The sequence below is a fragment of the Bacillus sp. THAF10 genome (assembly GCF_009363695.1).
Classification (GTDB): domain Bacteria; phylum Bacillota; class Bacilli; order Bacillales; family Bacillaceae_I; genus Sutcliffiella_A.
The window spans coordinates 2,402,270-2,418,477 of the sequence record NZ_CP045403.1 but is presented as its reverse complement, the minus strand read 5'-3'; the positions used below and the strand labels follow the sequence as shown (position 1 = coordinate 2,418,477).

16 protein-coding genes are annotated in these 16,208 nt (G+C 39.3%); 13 read left to right on the top strand and 3 right to left on the bottom strand.

Annotated features, from left to right (window positions below):
- Positions 1-3 precede the first annotated feature (3 nt).
- The 6 genes from nikA (at position 4) to FIU87_RS12630 (ending at position 6,346) form a co-directional block, all read left to right on the top strand.
- Positions 4-1,530, top strand: a complete 1,527-nt coding sequence (gene nikA / locus FIU87_RS12655) for a nickel ABC transporter substrate-binding protein (protein ID WP_152444925.1) — start codon at positions 4-6, stop codon at positions 1,528-1,530.
- A 67-nt stretch (positions 1,531-1,597) separates the two neighbouring features.
- The gene (gene nikB / locus FIU87_RS12650; RefSeq protein ID WP_253905408.1) at positions 1,598-2,551 is read left to right on the top strand and encodes a nickel ABC transporter permease; all 954 of its coding nucleotides are present in this window, start codon (positions 1,598-1,600) and stop codon (positions 2,549-2,551) included.
- The gene (nikC, locus tag FIU87_RS12645) at positions 2,551-3,405 is read left to right on the top strand and encodes a nickel transporter permease (protein WP_152444924.1); all 855 of its coding nucleotides are present in this window, start codon (positions 2,551-2,553) and stop codon (positions 3,403-3,405) included. The genes nikB and nikC overlap by 1 nt, the downstream gene beginning before the upstream one ends.
- Complete coding sequence (locus FIU87_RS12640; RefSeq protein ID WP_152444923.1) at positions 3,402-4,208, top strand: ATP-binding cassette domain-containing protein; 807 nt, start codon at positions 3,402-3,404, stop codon at positions 4,206-4,208. Before nikC ends, FIU87_RS12640 begins: the two co-directional genes overlap by 4 nt.
- On the top strand, positions 4,205-4,972 hold the full coding sequence (locus tag FIU87_RS12635) for an ABC transporter ATP-binding protein (RefSeq protein WP_152444922.1): 768 nt from the start codon (positions 4,205-4,207) through the stop codon (positions 4,970-4,972). The genes FIU87_RS12640 and FIU87_RS12635 overlap by 4 nt, the downstream gene beginning before the upstream one ends.
- Before the next feature lie 24 nt (positions 4,973-4,996).
- Positions 4,997-6,346: an MATE family efflux transporter gene (locus tag FIU87_RS12630; RefSeq protein ID WP_152444921.1), complete on the top strand. Its 1,350-nt coding sequence runs from the start codon at positions 4,997-4,999 to the stop codon at positions 6,344-6,346.
- Positions 6,347-6,418: 72 nt separating this feature from the next.
- Here the strand turns inward: FIU87_RS12630 and FIU87_RS12625 are convergent, their stop codons facing one another.
- The gene (locus tag FIU87_RS12625; protein ID WP_152444920.1) at positions 6,419-6,631 is read right to left on the bottom strand and encodes a CDGSH iron-sulfur domain-containing protein; all 213 of its coding nucleotides are present in this window, start codon (positions 6,629-6,631) and stop codon (positions 6,419-6,421) included.
- Between the two features lie 156 nt (positions 6,632-6,787).
- Here FIU87_RS12625 and FIU87_RS12620 point away from each other — a divergent pair, with 156 nt between their 5' ends.
- The 3 genes from FIU87_RS12620 (at position 6,788) to FIU87_RS12610 (ending at position 8,605) form a co-directional block, all read left to right on the top strand.
- On the top strand, positions 6,788-7,126 hold the full coding sequence (locus FIU87_RS12620) for an iron-sulfur cluster biosynthesis family protein (RefSeq protein ID WP_152444919.1): 339 nt from the start codon (positions 6,788-6,790) through the stop codon (positions 7,124-7,126).
- A complete protein-coding gene (locus FIU87_RS12615) occupies positions 7,123-7,362 on the top strand; it encodes a DUF2552 family protein (protein WP_152444918.1) in 240 nt (79 codons plus the stop codon). Before FIU87_RS12620 ends, FIU87_RS12615 begins: the two co-directional genes overlap by 4 nt.
- 841 nt (positions 7,363-8,203) lie before the next feature.
- A complete protein-coding gene (locus FIU87_RS12610) occupies positions 8,204-8,605 on the top strand; it encodes a DUF3221 domain-containing protein (protein ID WP_152444917.1) in 402 nt (133 codons plus the stop codon).
- A 455-nt stretch (positions 8,606-9,060) separates the two neighbouring features.
- On the opposite strand, the gene FIU87_RS12605 is transcribed toward FIU87_RS12610, so the two are convergent.
- Complete coding sequence (locus FIU87_RS12605; protein WP_152444916.1) at positions 9,061-9,363, bottom strand: YolC/YozM family protein; 303 nt, start codon at positions 9,361-9,363, stop codon at positions 9,061-9,063.
- Between the two features lie 690 nt (positions 9,364-10,053).
- On the opposite strand from FIU87_RS12605, the gene lepB reads away from it, so the two are divergent.
- The 4 genes from lepB to FIU87_RS21060 all read left to right on the top strand — a co-directional run bounded on the left by lepB (position 10,054) and on the right by FIU87_RS21060 (position 14,064).
- The gene (lepB, locus tag FIU87_RS12600; RefSeq protein WP_152444915.1) at positions 10,054-10,674 is read left to right on the top strand and encodes a signal peptidase I; all 621 of its coding nucleotides are present in this window, start codon (positions 10,054-10,056) and stop codon (positions 10,672-10,674) included.
- A 102-nt stretch (positions 10,675-10,776) separates the two neighbouring features.
- A complete protein-coding gene (locus tag FIU87_RS12595; protein WP_152444914.1) occupies positions 10,777-11,439 on the top strand; it encodes a DUF421 domain-containing protein in 663 nt (220 codons plus the stop codon).
- 409 nt (positions 11,440-11,848) lie between these two features.
- Positions 11,849-13,780: an endonuclease MutS2 gene (locus tag FIU87_RS12590; protein WP_152444913.1), complete on the top strand. Its 1,932-nt coding sequence runs from the start codon at positions 11,849-11,851 to the stop codon at positions 13,778-13,780.
- Positions 13,781-13,920: 140 nt separating this feature from the next.
- On the top strand, positions 13,921-14,064 hold the full coding sequence (locus FIU87_RS21060) for a hypothetical protein (protein ID WP_172971051.1): 144 nt from the start codon (positions 13,921-13,923) through the stop codon (positions 14,062-14,064).
- A 66-nt stretch (positions 14,065-14,130) separates the two neighbouring features.
- Here the strand turns inward: FIU87_RS21060 and FIU87_RS12585 are convergent, their stop codons facing one another.
- Positions 14,131-16,056 carry a S8 family serine peptidase gene (locus FIU87_RS12585; RefSeq protein WP_152444912.1) on the bottom strand — a complete coding sequence of 642 codons (1,926 nt, stop codon included), beginning with the start codon at positions 16,054-16,056 and terminating at the stop codon, positions 14,131-14,133.
- Positions 16,057-16,208 lie beyond the last annotated feature (152 nt).

The following is a 16,208-nucleotide window of genomic DNA, read 5'->3' as shown; positions in this document are numbered from 1 at the left end:
AATATGAAAAAATATCTTATTGGATTAGTAATGATCGTACTCGCGCTTCTTGTTGGGTGCAATAGCAATGAACAATCACAATCTCAAGAGCAGTCGGAGAAAAAATCTCTTACCATGTTATTTAGCTTTCCGTCTAAAACGATGGATCCACATCAGGATTGGATGGGAGTGAGAGCTGGGGTAGCGGAGACGTTGGTAAAAATAGATGAAAATCTTGAAATTCAACCATGGCTTGCTGAATCCTGGGAGCAAAAGGATGAAAGAAGCTGGTCCTTCAAAATTCGAGAGGACATCACATTTCATGACGGAACTAAGGTTGACGCTGAAGCGGTGAAGGCTTCCTTTGAGAGAGTGCTTGAAACGAACGAAGCGATTGCAGCCAGTCTGAAGATTGAATCGATGAAGGCAAATGGACAAGAGATTACGTTTATGACGAAGGAAGCTTATCCAGCGTTTCTTTCAGAACTTGTTCATACAAATGCCTCCATTATTAAAGCAGATGCAGAAAATATTGGAGAAAAGCCGATAGCAACAGGTCCTTTTAAGGTGAAAAGCTTTACCTCAGAAGCAGAGGTGAAATTAGAAAAGTATGAAGCGTATTGGGATGGAGCAGCTAAGCTTGATGAAGTAACTATCACATTTAACTCAGACGGAAATGTTCGGGCGATGGCCCTTCAATCTGGAGATGCGGATATTGCTTATCACCTGCCTCCAGAAACGTTGAAGCCGATTGAGAGTGCCGAAAATTTACGAGTGGAATCTGTCCCAAGTCTAAGGGTTCATTTTCTCCTCTATAACCAAGCGAAGCCAGCATTGCAGGATGAAAATGTTCGTAAGGCATTGGATCATCTCGTAAATCGCCCAGTCGCTGTAGAGGAAATCATGAGCGGTCATGCAACGGAGGCATTCGGACCGTTTAACCCTGATTTTCCTTTCGCAGGGGAAGGGACGGTCTCCTCCTATGATCCAAAACAAGCAGAAGCATTATTAAAAGAGGCAGGCTATGAAAAAAATAAGAATGGTCAGTTAGAGAAAGACGGGGAAGTGCTATCGCTTAAACTAGCTACCTATCAAGGCAGACCAGAGCTTCCGCTTATTGCACAATATCTTCAAGGGGAAGCGAAAAAAATCGGTGTCGAAATTGAGATTGTAACAATTGAAAACATAGACAGCTACCTTTGGGAGAAGCAAAAGGAGTGGGATATTGTTACCTATTCCAATTTAACTGCTCCACGTGGAGATGGCGGTTATTTCTTCAATGTGGCTTATTTACCAGAAGGGGCTTTGAACCCAGGGCAAATTGATATTCCTGAACTGAATAAAGTTACGGCAGAATTGAATCAAACTGCTGACAAGGGTAAACGAATGGAGCTTCAAAAAAATGCAGTTTCGATTTTGCAGGAGAAATTGCCACACTCCTTTATCATGCACCCTCACATTGTTGTTGGTGTGAATAATCGAGTGAAAGATTGGGCTCCAGGTTCAGAAGAATACTATTTAATTACTAATAAAATGGATGTGAAGAAATAAAAGAACAAGTGAAAGCATCTAATCGTGCTTTCACTTTTCTTCATGTAAAAAAAGGGAGGCAGGTGAGATGATGCGTTCGTCTCTTTCTATCATTGGTTCAAGGCTGTTGCAATTAATCGTCATGATACTACTTCTGTCGTTTATAACGTTTGTGTTGATGAAACTTACACCAGGTGATCCGATTGGTGCAGTATTACAAGTAGATGATGTGGTGTCTACCAAAGAAGATAAACAAAAAGTGATGGAGGAGTATGGCTTTGATCAGCCGATTCTAAAACAGTATGGGAACTGGTTACTTGACTTAGCACAACTTGATTTAGGGAATTCCATCATCTCCAAAAAACCGGTTATTGAAATAATAGTGGAAAAGTTGCCCGCAACATTTCTTTTGGCAGCAGGTGGTTTGACGGCACTATTGATCATTGCTGTGCCATTGGGAGTTCTAGGTGCCATTTATGAAGGGCGCTGGCCAGATTACTTGAGCAGAGTGATTGCCATGCTTGGAGCATCTATTCCAAGCTTTTGGCTAGGTTTGCTTTTTATCTATTTTTTCTCATTGAAATGGAACCTCTTACCTGTCATGGGAAAGGGAAGCCTCGCTCATTTTATTTTGCCATCCCTGACATTAGGGATAGCCATGGCTCCAATGTATATCAAACTGCTTCGAGAGAGACTCATTAGTACACTGCAAAGTAATTATATTGAAGCAGCGTATGCTAGAGGACTAAATAAACATCGTGTGCTTGTCTTTCACGCACTCAGAGGAAGTCTAATTTCAATTGTAACCATGTTTGGCTTAAGTATTGGCAGTCTTTTAGGCGGGATCACGGTCATTGAAATTTTATTCTCTTGGCCAGGGATGGGAGATCTGATTGTAAAAGCCGTCATGCAGAGAGACTATCCATTAATACAAGGCTATATTATTGTGGTGGGAGTTATCGTAGTGATGACAAATCTAATGGTAGATTTCATATACAACCTAATTAATCCGCAAATCAAGCTTGGGAAGGGGTGGGGATAATGGAGAATGCAGTAATAAAAATGAAGCAAGTTCGCTTCCTTCCTAAACGTCCACTGTTAATAGGGTTATTATTTACTCTGACTTTAATGACTCTTACAGTGTTTGGAAGCTATTTTCTTCCCCATGACCCTTTTTTGATTGATATGGGGAATCGGTTACAACCCGCATCTTCTAGCCATTGGTTAGGAACAGATCAGCTAGGCAGAGATGTCTTGTCAAGACTTCTATTGGGGGCAAAATTAACCGTTGGACTTGGTGTGCTTGCCATTATTTTTTCTATTTTGATTGGCGTTCCCATTGGCTTGTTTTCTGGCTATATTGGAGGGAAATTGGATGCGGTTTTTATGAGAATAATAGATGCCATCTTAGCTTTTCCTGACTTTATTCTAGCAATCGCCATTGCCGGGATACTTGGCCCGAGTCTTACCAACATCATTATTGCTATCATTTTAGTTCGTTGGATAGTTTATGCAAGGGTGGTGAGGGGGCTTGTGCTAGCTGAAAAGGAAAAAGAGTACGTAAAGGTGTCAAAAATAGTTCACTCCAGCCATACGAAAACCATCCGTTTACACTTGCTACCACAAATAATGCCAGAGGTGATAGCGATGGCAGCGGTGGATATTGGGAAAATAATCTTAATGATTTCTGCGTTATCCTACATAGGTCTTGGTGCTCAACCCCCTATTCCGGAATGGGGAGCGATGTTAAATGATGGCCGTGCTTATTTTCAAGTAGTGCCCGCCCTAATGATTTACCCAGGTGTCGCCATCATGCTAACGGTCTTAACCTTTAACCTGCTGGGTGACGGACTAAAAAGTAATTTTGACACGAGAAAAGGAAGTGATGGGAAATGAGCGAAGCATTATTAACCATAAAAGATTTACATGTAAAAAGTCATAGAGAAGGTCGTGAACTTTTGCAGGGAGTAAACATGGAAATCGCACAAGGTGAAATGGTGGGGCTAATTGGAGAAAGCGGATCAGGAAAAAGCTTAATCTCAAAAACTATCATGGGCTTACTTCCGAAGAAAATGACTGGTAGCGGAAAACTAACCTATAAACAAAGCAGCCTGAATAGTCCCTCTTCCTCAAAAAAAAGGAACATCCTTGGAAAGGAAATCGGCATCATTTTTCAAGATTACCGGGGAAGCTTTACTCCCTATATTCAAATCGGAAGTCAAATGGTTGAAACCATTCGCACTCATTTTCCTCTCTCAAAAAAAGAAGCAAAACGTCTTGCTTTAGATGCTTTGCACGAGATGGGCTTGGATGCCGAAAGGGTGTTTAAGAGCTATCCCTTTGAGTTGAGTGGAGGTCAAGTACAGCGGGCGGCTATTGCGACTGCCATTGTTTTAAAGCCATCGCTACTGATTTGCGATGAAATTACAACCGCGTTAGATGTATTGAATGGAGAAAAAGTGTTGAATTATCTTACCAAAATGAAAGAGGAGACAGGGTGTGCAGTTCTTCTTATTACTCATGACCTTACACAAGCCTACAAACGAACAGACAGAATTTATGTCATGGAAAAAGGCCAAATAGTGGAGGAAGGATTATCCGAAGCGATTCGGTGTAACCATCAGCATCCTTATACAAAAAAATTATGCGGCTGTCTGCTTTCTCTTCCGCATGAAAAAGAACTGGTAATGGTACCATGAAGCAGCTTCAAGTAAAAAATCTATCAAGCTATTATTCTCGAGATGTTCATGCACTTAAAAATATTTCCTTTCAACTGAATGAAGGACAAGCCTTAGGAATTGTTGGAGAAAGTGGAAGTGGTAAAAGTACTTTAGCCAAGGTGCTACTCGGTCTCCATTCCATCCATCACGGGGAGATTATCTTCGACGGTAAGTCTAGTCCACCAAAAGGCAAACACCTGCGACTTTATCGTAAAAATGTACAAATGATCTTTCAAGATGCCAACAGTACATTAAACCCGAAGCTACCTATTTGGAAAAGTCTGTTGGAGCCTCTTGATAATTTTAAAGAATTCACTCCTTCATTTTTAAAGGGAACAGAATTCACGAAAAAAGAAAAAGCAGAGAAACTACTAGAACTAGTAGGTCTAGAAAGTTCCATGGTCCATCGATATCCAAGCGAATTAAGCGGCGGACAAAAGCAACGAGTGAGTATTGCCCGTGCCATAAGCCTTGAGCCTTCCTTCCTTATCTGTGACGAACCAACTGCAAGTCTTGATGTCACCGTGCAAAAGCATATTTTACAGCTGCTTAAGGACCTCCAAACCAAAACCAATATGGCAATCCTTTTTATTTCTCACGACATAAGGGCCGTGTCTTTTTTGTGCGAAAACATCCTTGTCATGAAAAATGGAGAAGCAGTAGATCAATTTTCAATAAAAGATCTATACAACAAAGAAAGGCACCATTATACTCAGGCATTGATTCAAGCGGCCTCTTTGTAGCTTTTAACGAAAGGAATTAGGAAAATGGGAAATCATGCGTTGGCATTAAAGAAACACGAGACAACTAAAATATATGGTAGCCGGCAATATTGGGGTCTCGCATTTCCATTGATTATAGCCGGAATCTCTACTCCCATCATTGGTGCAGTTGATACGGCAGTGGTAGGCAGATTGCCAGAGCCTTCTGCTATTGGCGGAGTTGCTATTGGAGCGGTTATTTTTAACACGATGTATTGGTTGTTCGGTTTCTTGAGGGTTAGTACGAGCGGATTTACAGCCCAAGCGCAAGGAGCAAGGAATGATAAAGAAGAAATATTATGTTTAGTAAGACCGATATTAATAGCAGTTCTGCTCGGGGTGTTATTTATTATTTTTCAACGCCAACTTTTAACAATTGCGCTTCATATATTTGGTGGAAGTGCAGCCGTTTCCACCCTTGCAGCCTCTTACTTTTCCATCCGTATCTGGGGTGCGCCATTTATCTTGATAAGCTATTGCTTAGTTGGCTGGTTAATAGGGATGGGAAAGGTACGGTTATCGCTTGCAACCCAATTGATCATGAATCTCTTAAACATCTTATTAAGTATTCTCTTTGTACTAGGTCTAAATTTAGGTGTGGAAGGAGTGGCTTATGCAACGTTAATTGCTGAGATCTCGGCAGTGCTATTCGGTGGAATCGTCGTATTCTTCTTAAACAAAAGCAAATTATCTTTATTAACGGTCCAGGAAACAATACGATGGAAGGCAATAAAAAATATGCTAAGCGTCAATCGGGATTTATTTTTACGAACTATATGCCTTCTAATTATGACAGGGATCTTTACCTCGAAAGGAGCAGCACTTGGAGACGTTACACTTGCAGCCAATGCCATATTATTACAAATCCATTATATCATGGCGTATTTAGTAGGAGGCTTTGCGAACGCATCCAGCATCCTTTCTGGTAGAGCAATCGGGGGAGGAGATTCTCTCTTGTTTAAACGTATGCTCACTCTGTCAGTAATTTGGGGAGCCATAACAGCGGTTAGTTTAGCACTAAGTATGATTATTTTTGGAGAGACTTTAATTAGTATCTTTACGAACATGGATGATGTAAAACAATTAGCACTACAGCATATGTGGTGGATGGTAATTTTCCCAATCGTAGGTTTTTGGGGGCTGATGTTGGAAGGAGTCTTTTCAGGTGCAACAGATGCTACTTCTATTCGAAACTCCATTTTCTTCGCGTTAGTTCTTTTTTTAGTTGCGATATGGATGGCGGTTCCAACATTTCAAAATCAAGGACTTTGGCTCGCATTTGTTTTATTTAGTCTATCACGGTCTTTGTTTTTGTGGATGTACATACCTGGGCTGGTTAGAAGAATATCACTATAAAAACGGAGGTAAAAATAAAATGGAGCTGCGGAATAGGTGCAGCTCCATTTCATCATTTAGCGCTGCTCCAAATTAGTCATTTAATACTTGGACAGCGCGCACACAGGACTCAAAGTTTCCTTTATGGGACGCATCGCAATAAGGAAGCTTTTTCGAAAGACCACATCGGCATAAAGTGAATGCAGGCTTGTCCTCAAACTTATTTCCTTCTGCATCAATTAGTTCGACATCGCCAGTTACACGAAACCCACCGTTATCCAATACTTTGATCGTTACTTTTGACATTGGAAATCTCCTCCTTTATATAAAGATATTAGTATCGTACCTACAATTAACCATTTTGACAACAACAACATTCTATCCAAAAGGCTTCTAAGTTATAAACCCTGTACAAAATATGGTACAATCAGGCTAAGAATGAAACAGTTGGAGGCATGAAACGTGAAAGTAACGTTTACAGAAAAAGCAATAAATAAAATAAAAACAAAGCTTGATGCTAATGAGGGAAAAAGCTTAAAGCTTAAATATGATACAGATGGATGCGGATGTGTAGTTAGTGGGGTGTCTGCATTATGGATTACCGCTGAGCATGATGAGGACGATGTGGCTCTGGATACAAACCTTGGGCCATTGCTAATGGAAAAGTCCAAGCTTGTCTTTTTTGACGAAGACATGACGGTGGATTTTGTGGAAAGCGCTAATAGCTTCATGCTAAAATGCCCAAGCCAAATCCTGAATCCACGGATGAGTTTGTTAGTAGTGGAGGGCGGCGCTAAATGAGCAAACTAAATGCCTTGAAAAATGTAGCACAGTCCAAAACATGGGCGTCCTTTTTAAATCATAATCATCCATATAGCTTGTTGCATTGGTCCATTGGTGGCCTCAACTCAGAAGACAAGGACGTTTGGTTACTCCAGGATGAAGTAACGTTTGAGGTGCGGGAGTTTACTGATTTAGATGCAGCTGTGGTGTGGATTTCTGAAAATATGGATGGAATAACAGATGTGTTAGGGTGAAGGTTGAAGTCGGAGAGAATGGTTCTCCGGCTTTTTTTTTGTGGGAAGTAATTGTAATCTTTTTATTAAAAACGTATTCGCAAAAGGGATGTGTATCTCCTGAGTTCCAACTGGGACGACAAGTCGAAGAGACGTGGATCGCCGGTTCCGGCCATCAAACTGCATGCCAAACAGATTCGAAACAACAACGAGCGGAAAATACAATTCTCGAATGCCCTTCATATAAGTGCAAAGAAGTGTGTTCCATTGCATCAAATCATTGAGACTCCTTATGCCTTCCTATGTTTCTATTATCCTATATACTTTTAAAAAAGGAAAAAATTCCTAAAATAATCACCATTTCTCTCAGAATTCATGTTACTGTTGTATAGATGTTTAATATAGAAAGGAGATATCAAAAACTTGATAGTTTCATTCCCTCGTTCACTAGCCCTCCACTAAGACATCATGTGTTAGCAAGTAAAGTTGTAGTAAATGAAGAACAAAACCCCACTAATTTAAATGAAGAATGAAATATATCCAATTAAATTTAGAAACACAAAATAAATCCATAATCTCAATAGGGGATACTACTAATCTATGTGGGGAATGGTCGGTCGATCAGACTTTTACCTAGACCCAGATTTGTTATTCTATAGTATGGATACTTTCGGTGGGCAATCAGGTTCACCTGTACTTTATTCAGTAGATGTAATGATTGCAGTCCATAATGCTGGTTTTCTTTAACTGGGGGACGATCAATTAATGGTGACCCTAAAATTAAAAGAGACTTTACCACTTTATTTAATCAAATGAACTGGTTTCTAACTATAAGCGATTAACCTTCCAAGGAGGTTTTACTTTGATTAAGAAGACTCCTCATAAGAAAATACTATTGCTGTCTATGCTGATATTAGTGTTTTTTGTATTATTAAACGGAGTAAACCCTCAAAAAAATTCGTCTGTTGACTTAACCAAATTACCAGATGATTATTTCACGATTGATGGTTACATTGCTTCCAAGAGGCTTGATTCAATTTGGGTTTCAGAACAACCCGTCAGTTATAAACTAAGGGTTTTGGGTTACGTTACTTCTGACTACGGCGAAGGGACCATTGTTGTATCTCAACATCCAGACTCTGAGGAACAAGATATTTTTAGTACACTCAAGACTAATCAAAAAGTACGTATTTATGGTGATTATTTAAGAGAATCTTCACCACCTAAAATAGCAGCTTACTATATAGAGATAATTGATAATTAAAGAACCTCATTATTCCATTGCAAAACTACATGGTTGAGCAGAGTTGTAAATTTCTCACCTAATGTTACTAAAAGAAGCTCGGGGTTACCCCAGAGCTTCAGACTGTAGACACCTATCCCAGGTTCTCGAAGGTCTGGAGTGTATACTGTAAAGACCGAATTGTTTCCAAACTTGTGAATTTTTTATCTTCTAAAAATTGTCTAATAGTTTCGTCCATATTTTTCCTCTTCGTAGAATTAGCGATTTAGATTCCACGCCGTTTCTTGTTAAAAGGCTAAACGTCCTGATTTCGGCGCTTATTTTCAACTATTAGGCATTTTGTGAGGAATCTCTAGGAATGGTTCTCTTGATTATTTTTAAACCACGACTTGGTGGTGAATACAAGAAGAGGGAAAGGGGATTTGAATCTATCATATGGTGGTCATTCTTTTACGCCTTTATGAAGAACGGTGCTTTTAAGAAGGTGGATCATTTCTTTTTTCAATAACAATGGAGTATTCCTCTAAGTCGGCTTTCTTAATACTTTTCTGTAGCATATTTTTAAGTTTATCCTCATCTTCAGTTTCCTCTATTCTTAAATACACCTCAGAGCTATCCGTATTAACCATAGTGGCAAGAACATCATATTGGTTCCAAGCCTTATCCATGATTTCAGACATACGATCTGCTGCTTTTGGTTGCGTAGGCTCATATGTCGCATAGACTAAAAGTGCAGCAAAGCCAATGGATAAAATTAGCATCCCTAATTTTTTGTTCAAATTTACGCATCCTCCTCTCTGTATTTATAATATCCTAAATAAATTATCTTTTTGATTTATTTGAAAAAAATGTATTTAATTTGTCATATATTGTTTATTTTCCAATAATAGAATTATATTTTAACAATAGAAAATTATAGGAAGTTGTTAGAATATGAGATTTATTTTGAGATTAAAAGGGTACATTTAGGTACAAGTCGTAGATTTATGGCAGAAGCGGTTAGCAATAATAGAGTCCGAATAACCCCCAACGAAGGAAACCCACGGTACGCTTAGTATTCATCCCCTCTAAAATCCCCAAATAATCATCTTCTACAAACCAATTATTTACACTTAACCCAATCTTAACTATAATTATAGGTAGAATTTTCATAGAAAAGAGGAACCGGTATTGAAGCTCTTAGGGTGGATTATATTTTCAATAACTATTTGTTTTATAGCAGTTTCACTTCAATTGGAAGTGGGGGCATTTCTTATTCTTGCGGTCTTCCTAGGAGTGTTAATACGAATTTATACTTTGCTCTTAGAGATTAGAGAGAGATTATCGCAAATCACGAAGGATCCTGATAGAGTCAGAGAGGCGTATGAACAATACATGAATGATAGAAACTCAGGGATTAAAAGCGATTAGTCCACATGCATTAAGAAACTTACATACCATTAGAAATGAAATATTATTGGGGGTAACTGATGAACATAAAGAATCTGCCTAAAGAAATGGCCAGCTGGCTAAAACTATGCGTGCTTGGCCTGATGGTTGCAGTCATTGTAAGTGCTCTCATACTACAGCCCTTTACGGTAAAAGGAAGCTCAATGGAGCCTACTTTACAGGGAGAGGATCTGTATACAGATGAGAAAACTGGAGATCAAGTATTAATTTTCAAAAGTGGGTACATGGTTGGACTAGAGCCAGAATACAACGATATTGTAGTAATCGACAGTAGAATCGATCGAGAGCGGAAAATGATGGACAATTTTAGAGAAAGTCCTCTCATTAGCACTATCTTAAATGAAAAGCACGGGAAAAATTATTGGATTAAAAGGGTGATAGGAAAAGAAGGAGACACGCTTGAGTACAAACGGGGAGTCGTGTTTAGAAACGGAGAAGAGCTCAAAGAAGAATACATTTTAGAGGACATGCTGTTTCCATTTGAAGAAGTGACTGTTCCAGATGGGCATGTGTTTGTGATGGGAGATAATCGAAATGGCAGTAGAGATAGTCGAGAAATTGGCTCTGTTCCCGTGAGTAATGTCATGGGAAAAGTAGTGCTTCGTTATTTTCCATTTCAGAGAATTGATAATTTAAACTAAGTGGTCTTTTTTGTTCAAAATAACCTTACGAAACAACAGTCAAAAGAATACAAAATTTCCCAAGGGGCACGCTATTCCTAAACATATTTTGGAGTGGAGTACATGGCCTTGCTTTTGAAAATTTTCGTCATCTATATCGTAACTATCGCTATCATGCGCTTAATGGGGAAATCCACGATTATTCAAATGACCCCATATGACCTAGTAGCAATTATTATTGTGGGAACCGTAGCATCAGAGCCGCTTATTAGTACAGAATTTCTGCCAACGCTTGGAGCACTTACGGTGTTGGTTATATTCCATATTCTATTTTCAAAGCTCACACTGTGGCAGCTAGGAAATCGCTTTTTTCTAGGAGAGCCGACGATTTTAATTAAGCATGGCCAAATCATTGAAGATAATATGGAAAAAACACGGGTGTCCATCGCACAGCTATTATCCATCTTAAGAAGCAAAGGGTATCCGAAGATTTCGGATGTTGATTATGCGATTCTCGAGCCTATCGGGGAGGTTAGCATTATCCCAAAGCCAGAAAATACACCGGTGACTATTCAGCACTTAGAAATTTCTATTCATGATGAGGGACTGCCAATCTCGGTAATTATTGATGGAAGAATTCAAGAAAAGAACCTGAAATTATTGGATAAATCGAAAGAATGGCTATTGGATCATTTGGCTATCCAAAACATAGATGTAAAAGAAATTCTTTATGCTTATGTGAATGAAAAAACGAAAAAGCTAGTTATCAATAAACGAACAGGATAGAAATAGGCGTGACAATCACCAGGTGATGCTATATAATGAGAGTATCTTTTAACCAAAAGGAGTATGTTTTATGGAAGGTGTCGTTCTTAACTAACGTAAATTAATACGTGCGTGATGAGTGAAAAAGCTAGGCTGTGCCTAAGCTCTATTTGAGTATGCTTTTTACTCTGAAACGAAATGTTAAGAACACAGGTTTTGCGCCTACCATAAAAATAGCGATGTCAGCTTAAAATAGCTGCAAGTTAAATTTACCTATTTTTTATAACCAAAACGCAAAGAACAGTGTGTTGTTCTCTGCGTTTTTTTATATGTATTTTTTGATAGGCTTAAAAGTGATTTTTCATTTCTCCGCACGTATTAGTAGCTTTCTATTTAACCTGCTTACTAAACCCATTAGGAGGAAATACCGTTGAATATTGAAACCATTCAAGCACTACAGTTTACAGATTTAAAAAAAGAAGTAGCTTCTTACGCACTTTCAGAGCCAGGGAAGCATGCGATAGGGAATCTGGAGCCATCTTTTACGAAAAAGCAAATTGAAGCATGGCTAAATGAGGTAACGGAAGGGAAGAAAATTCTCGAAATTAGCTCAAGTGTTCCCGTTCATGGACTTCAGGGAATGGAATACATTCTAAAAAATATTCATAAAGGCGTTGCTTTTAGACCAGATCAATTCATGGCGCTGTATGATTTTCTTGAGACCATCGAAAAGCTAAAACGGTTTCTGAAGGATAAGGAATATGTTGCACCTGTTATAACCACTTATGTTTACTCTATTAGTGAATTGTCCCATATAGCAGCTGAGATTATCAGGTGCATCAAAAATGGAAGAGTGGATGATTATGCTAGTAAGGATCTTTTGAAAATAAGGAAACAACTCTCCACTATGGAGGAGCGAATCAAAACAAAAGTAGAACAGCTTATAAAATCATCTAAATATAGTAAATACCTGCAAGAAAGCATTGTAAGTTCACGAAACGGGAGATATGTCATCCCTGTCAAAAGCGCATACAAAAATCAAATAAAGGGGACGGTTCTAGACGTTTCTGCCTCAGGTTCCACCGTGTATATCGAGCCAGAAGAAATCACCATTCTGCAAGATTCTATAAGTATGTTGAAATATCAGGAAGAGGCAGAAGAGGAACAAATCTTATTCGCATTAACAGGATTAGTACAGGAGCATGAACAAGAAATAAAGCTTGCACTGGATTTGATGATAACCTACGATGTGATTTTTGCAAAAGCGAAATACAGCAGCATGATAAATGGGAATGCACCGCAAATTAATCAGCATCATGTTGTCCGATTAGTTTCTGCGAGGCACCCGTTACTTGGTGAAAATGCTGTACCGCTTAACCTTGTGTTAGGGGAGGAGTATGATGCTCTTGTCATCACAGGACCCAACACAGGTGGAAAAACAGTGACAATTAAAACAGTAGGATTATTAACGCTCATGGCTCAATGTGGCATGCACATACCAGCTGATGCATCGAGCGAAATTGCTATCTTTCAAAAAATCCTAGTAGATATTGGGGATGGGCAAAGCATAGAACAGTCGTTAAGCACGTTTTCTTCTAGGATAAAAAACATCATTACCATCTTAGAGGAAGCAAATCCACAAAGCCTGGTGCTGTTAGATGAGCTAGGATCAGGTACAGATCCTGCAGAAGGAATGGGAATTGCAACTTCTATTTTAGAAGAGCTTTATAAAAAAGGAACGACCATGCTTGCAACCACACATTACAGCGAAATAAAAGAGTTTGCCAATGAACGTGAAGGTTTCATGAATGGTTCCATGGAGTTTGATGTGGAAACATTGAAACCCACGTATCGATTGATTGTTGGCAAGGGAGGAGAAAGTCAGGCATTCGCCATTGCCCTGAAGCTTGGCATGCACCCTAAACTAATTGAACGTGCCCACCAAATCACGTATAAAGAAACGAAAGCGTACGAGGCACATGTGGAAAAACCAAGATTCGAGCTTGAAAAGCAATTGGCCATGAATAGTAAATATATCCACAAGATGAAGCATCCGGATAAGGAAAAAACCAAGCAGGAGATTGTTTTTAAAAAAGGAGACAATGTAAAAATTCCATCCATAAATGAGTTTGGTATTGTGCACAAGCCTGCAGATTCCCTTGGAAATGTAGAGGTGTTAGTCAAAGGGATGATGCAAACATTTAATCATAAGCGCTTATCTCTTTATATCAAAGCAGAGGATATGTACACAGAGGATTATGATATGGACATTGTGTTTGAGTCAAAGGAAAACCGGAAACTACGCAATCGAATGAAAAAGCGCCATATTGATGAAGTTATACTGGAAGAGTCAGAGGACTAACGTTTAGGCAGTGTTAACGGGAAGTAAACATTGTTATTTTGACGTATAGAAATGGTTACATTCACCAAAAATGAATGAATTTTTTGTATGATAAGCAAGTAATCCAATAAAACAAGCATTGCTCAAGGAGGAAGTTTATCATGAAAAAATGGTTACTAGCAATTGGATCTTCCGTATTAGTTTTAGCTTTTGCAACAGGATGTGCAGGCGAGAATAACAACATGAACAATGATACGAACACGGAACAAAACGAATCTAACACTGGTGAAACGAACGAAGAATAAAACAATAAAAACACCTTGGCAGGAGGCTGGCTGAAGCCAATCTTGCCAAGGTGTTTTTTAATCTATTTAGTTCACAATCGCTAAGGAGAACGCCTGAGGTCCTACTGGCACGTTATATGCCTGAACCTCAATGGTGTAAGTTCCACTTTGTGGAGCGTTGATGAACACATTTTCTACGTTGTTACGGCCGTCCCAGTTGTTATCATAAGGAGCGGTGAAGTCGTTACCAACGTATTTTGTACCATTCGGAGCAGTAATGACTAGATCCAAGTCATTTACTAGTGTAATGGAAGCACTTGTACTTGCAGGTGCATCAGACCAAACAAGTGAGATTTTCAATGGTTTCCCTGCAGTTGCAGAGAAAGTATAAGTTGCTTTTTGGCTTGTGGACAGTGAACTTGTTTCGTTTACATAGGCTGTATTAAGGGATTTATCAAGTGTTACACGACCCCAGCCTTGGTTAGAGTTAGGATAGCCAAGTCCAATATCTGTAGCTCCAGCAATTAAGGCTGCCTTTAGTAAGGAAGGTTTTGGTGTGATGCCTTTGTTTTTCACAAAATGCTCACGTAATTGCGCAACGTTACCAGCAACGATAGGTGTAGCCATTGACGTACCACCCATATAAGCATATTTGCTGTCATGATTTGCCCAGAAAGAAGAGTCTGGTGCAAGGGAAGAACGTGCAGACAAAATATAGGTTCCAGGGGCCATCACATCTGGCTTGATACGGCCATCTTTAGTTGGACCGCGCGAAGAAAATTGCGCAACATGGTTAATGTTATCTGCATAAGAACCAAAGCTTGGACGAAGATTTTCCGTTGCTCCTACAGTGATAGCATTTTTCGCTGTACCAGGAGCACTGATTGTTCCGCCATTTGGCCCTTCATTCCCAGCAGCAAACAGGACGGTCATATCGTTTTTCCGTACATAATCGTCTACGTTACGAGAATCTGTGGTATAAGCACCGTTAACTGGAGCACCCCAGGAGTTAGTATGAATTCTTGCACCAGCACTATACGCTTGGCTAAATAATGTGCTGAGGTTGGAAGGAAGTCCACCAAGACCACCACTGCTATCCATAATTGATTGGAACACAAGGTTCGCTTGAGGAGCCATTCCTTTGTTTGTTGCACCATTTCCTAGCACAGATCCAGCAACATGGGTTCCGTGTCCATGAGTGTCATTCGCGTTATTTGTGCGTCCGAGTGCATAAAGAGCTGTTATTTTTCCTCGGAAGGCTTCGTGCATGGTGCTGTCATTTTTCCCTGTATCTAACCCGGTATCTGCAACAGCAACCACTTGTCCTTGACCGTACAAGCCATAGCTATTTTGCGCAACATCTGCTTTGACAATTCCTCTAGCCACATCGTTCATCATTTTATACTCAGGCCTTGGAGAAATGTAAAGGACTTCGTTATTTGTCGCGTGCTTAATAATATCTTCAATTCCATTAAAATTCATATCTTTGTTTTTCCGCTTTGCATCAAGTGCAATAGCCTTAATCAACTTTGCATTACCTTTTTCAAATAGCTGGGGATCAATCTTATATAAAGGCAAGTAAGGCTCAACAGATTCCATATGGGCAATCCCACGTGCGGCCTTTTTCATATTCCCTTTGTATTGCACCACGTAGGCATAATCTGGTATGTAATCCAGAATCGTTGCACCAGTGCTTTCAAGCTCTTTACGAGTTTCTTCTAAAATAGGACCATCAAACTGGACAATATATAAATCGTTATTCTTTGGTACTGTCTTTAACTTCTTCTGCAATCCTGGAGGTATTTTTACATTTTCAGTGTTAACTAGAAAAGAAGCTTCCCCAAGTTTGCCGTTTTTTGAAACAGTGACATTCTGAGAAATCTTGTTGACCCCTTTAAAATCAAGCTCAAAGCTGCTGCTTGCTCCTCCTGTTGTAGGACTGCTTAGTGCGACACTTGAAAGAATTGCCGCAGCAGATAAAACGGATAAAAACACTTTCTTTTTCTTCTTCATCCAACGATCCACTCCTTTGCAAAAATTAATACACTCTTAATTTAGCATGGTAGAGGATGTTTTTATATTGGGAAAATTCAGATTAAAATACCGTATAATTCAAGAAATTGAGCGTTTATTTCCCAATAAAAATATTTATCTACAAATATGGT